Raw genomic sequence first — 3059 nt, 5'->3', positions numbered from 1 at the left:
CCTAGCCGTAGGTGCGCGGGCATCCTGCCCGCAGCCGTCATCACCGACCACGCGTAGTGCGGGCGTCTCGCCCGCTCCCGCCATGCTTTGCATGCCAATGACCAAACCAACGCTCGACACCATCGCCCACTACGAGCACCTTGCCAACGCCTTCGCCGATCCTGACCAACCAAAGATCGGCGACCCCTTCCACGACCCGCCAGGGGTCGCTGCGTGGCTGGCACAGGCCGACGGGCCGGAGTTCTGGGACGCAGTGGGTTCCGTCGAGGGCCAGACCGTCCTGGAGATTGGCCTCGGCACAGGTCGAGTGGCCGCTAAGATGCTGCAGCGCGACTGCGCGCACCTGACCGGGCTTGAGGTGTCGCCGAAGACGCTGGAGCTTGCCAGAGACAACCTGGCGCAGGACCCGCGCGTCGGGTTCCTCTTGCAGGACGTGGTAGACTTCATACGGCCGGCAACCTACGACCTGGCCTACAGCGTCTGGACGTTCTTTCACATCCCGGACAAGCCGCGAGCCTTGAGCAACATCGTCACTTCGCTGAAGCGGGGCGGGCGGTTGGTGTTGTCACTCGAACGCACCCCCGCCTGCCTCGACCATGGCACCCACCTTGTACAGCAGTACCCGGTCGAGCCGGACCAGTACCTCACATGGCTGCAGGCCCTCGACTGCGACCTTGACGAGCCCGTAACGGTGCCTGACCGGCACAGCCCAGACCACGAGACCTTGACGACCATCCTGGCAGCGCGAAAGCGGTGACTGCGCTGCCTCACTGTTGCCCCGGCCCACCCACCGCCAGCCCCTCCTGGCCCCGGTCGCGCACAACCTGCAGCGCCACGTATGACAGCGTCAGGAAGAGCTGTCGGCCGAGGTCTGTCAGAGCATAGCCGGTGCCGTCACCGCGGATGTAGTTGGCGTACTGCAGCTCCTTGAGGTGATAGTACAGGCTGCCCCCGCGCATGCCGACCGCCTCTCCCAACTCCGAAGCTGAACGTGGCCGCTCGTGGAGCGCCTGCAGTATCCTGACCCTGGCCTCGTGTGCCAGCGGCGACAGCAGCCGCTCAAGTCGCGCCGGCACCGACTCGTCAAGTGGCCCCGGCGCCCCCTCCTCGGCCCCGTTGTCCGCCTCTTTGGTCCAGGCCCATGACAGCACGGTTTCCGGCCCACCGTGACCGCGATATGCGCCGGCCCACAGCATAACGAAGTCGCCGGGATTGGCGGCCGCGTGCTCGAACTCCTGCATCAGCGGCGACTCATGGCCCCCCGCAAGAAGCTCGGTCGTGACCTGACCTATGGTGTATAGCGGGTTCTCACTGTGCATGGCACTCATCTCCACTTGTACAGTCCTTTGTACTATGGGACAACTGTACTCTGGCAGCTGCATACTTGTCAAGGTATATATTAGACCACCAATGCTCCTGAGGTGACTTGACAAGCCGCCGCGAAGGTTGTTGGATATGAATACGCCGCTCTCGCGGCGCTAATCCCAGGTGGTGAGGCAGAATATGGACTACCCCCAGGTACAACTCGCCCTCGACTTCGCCAACCTCTCCCAGGCCCTCCGCGTGGCGCATGAGGCCTGGGACGGCGGCATTCGCCGTCTTGAGGCCGGCACGCCGCTTATCAAGAGCGAGGGGCTGGAGGCCGTGCGGCGACTGCGCGCGGAGTTCCCTGAAGCCACCATTGTCGCCGACATGAAGATCATGGACGCCGGACGCGCTGAGGTCGAGATGGCCGCCAAGGCCGGCGCCAACGTCGTCGCGGTGCTCGGTGCGGCGTCGGATGCGACCATCGCTGAGTGCATCGAGGCCGCCAAGCACTATGACGCGCAGATCATGGTGGACCTCATCGAGGTCCCGAACCTTGCCGAGCGGGCCAAGCGCGCGCAGGAGCTTGGGGCCGCCATCGTGGGCGTCCACTGCCCCATTGACGTGCAGATGCGTGGGGGCGACCCCATGGCCGCCCTGCGCGAGGTCGCGGCAGTCGTGGACATTCCCATCGCCGTGGCGGGTGGTCTGAACTCCGAGACCGCGCCCCAGGTCTTCGCCGCCGGTGCCAGCATCGCCATCGTCGGCGGGGCCATCATCAAAGCCCCGGACGCCAAGGCCGCTTCGGAGACCATCCTGCACGCCATCGCGTGCGGCGAAGGGGTAGAAACCGAACTCTTCAAGCGCGGTGGCGAGGAGCAGCTTCGCGAGATGTTCATGCGCGCGACCACCGCCAATATCTCGGACGCGATGCATCACAAGGGCTACCTGCCGGGCATTCATGCTCTCAGGCGCGGCCTCAAGTGCGCCGGCCCTGCCCTCACTGTCTGGGCCTACCCCGGGGACTGGAGCAAGCCAGTGGAGGCCATTGACGAGGCGGAACCCGGTACGGTGCTGGTCATTGACGCCCACAACATGGGCCCGGCGCTGTGGGGCGAGGGCGCGAGCAAGAGCTGCGTGGCGCGCCACCTGGCCGGATGCGTCATCAACGGCGGCGCGCGCGATACCGACGAGGTCATCGAGCTCGGCTTCGCGGTCTTCTCGTCGCTGGTCGCTCCCCAGGCCGGCGAGCCAAAGGGCGTAGGCATGATCGGCGTGCCTTTGAAGATCGGCGAGACGCCAGTCCGCACGGGGGACTGGATCATCGGCGATGGCGACGGGGTGGTCTGCGTGCCCCGTGAGCAGGCGGTCGAGGTAGCCAACCGCGCGATGGACGTGGTAGAGCGCGAGATGCGCGATCACGCGGAGATCAGCGAGAAGGGCATCACGCTGGCAGAGATCGCGGAGCTGGAGCGCTGGGAGCAGAAGCGCGGTAAGGAGTAGCCATGTCGGAACTGCCGCTGGAGCAACTGCTGGAGATTCAGGATCCCTTCGAGCGGCGGCTGCTGTTTGCGGCGCTGCTGCAGGAGGCGCTGGCGGCACGAGACGAGCGTTCCGCGATTGTCGGCGGCCATGCCGTCGAGGCCTATACACTTGGGGATTACACCACAGGTGATGTGGACCTGGTCGTTTTCTCAAAGTCAGCGGCAGCATCTATACTGCAAGCATGGGGCTTTTCCCAGCAGGGCCGCATC

General features: G+C 65.6%; 4 protein-coding genes. 3 read left to right on the top strand and 1 reads right to left on the bottom strand.

What is annotated here, in order from left to right:
• Positions 1-97 precede the first annotated feature (97 nt).
• Positions 98-757: a class I SAM-dependent methyltransferase gene (locus LLH23_08225; GenBank protein ID MCE5238466.1), complete on the top strand. Its 660-nt coding sequence runs from the start codon at positions 98-100 to the stop codon at positions 755-757.
• A 10-nt stretch (positions 758-767) separates the two neighbouring features.
• On the opposite strand, the gene LLH23_08220 is transcribed toward LLH23_08225, so the two are convergent.
• A complete protein-coding gene (locus tag LLH23_08220) occupies positions 768-1319 on the bottom strand; it encodes a winged helix-turn-helix domain-containing protein (GenBank protein ID MCE5238465.1) in 552 nt (183 codons plus the stop codon).
• 184 nt (positions 1320-1503) lie between these two features.
• Between LLH23_08220 and LLH23_08215 the strand changes: the two genes are divergently transcribed.
• Positions 1504-2808: an orotidine 5'-phosphate decarboxylase gene (locus tag LLH23_08215; protein MCE5238464.1), complete on the top strand. Its 1305-nt coding sequence runs from the start codon at positions 1504-1506 to the stop codon at positions 2806-2808.
• Between the two features lie 2 nt (positions 2809-2810).
• Positions 2811-3059 (top strand): hypothetical protein (locus tag LLH23_08210; GenBank protein ID MCE5238463.1); only part of this gene is annotated, 249 nt, incomplete at its 3' end.

Source organism: bacterium, assembly GCA_021372615.1.
Lineage (GTDB): Bacteria > Armatimonadota > Zipacnadia > Zipacnadales > UBA11051 > JAJFUB01.
Note: the sequence above shows the minus strand (reverse complement) of the source record. Positions and strands in the feature narration are given on the sequence as shown.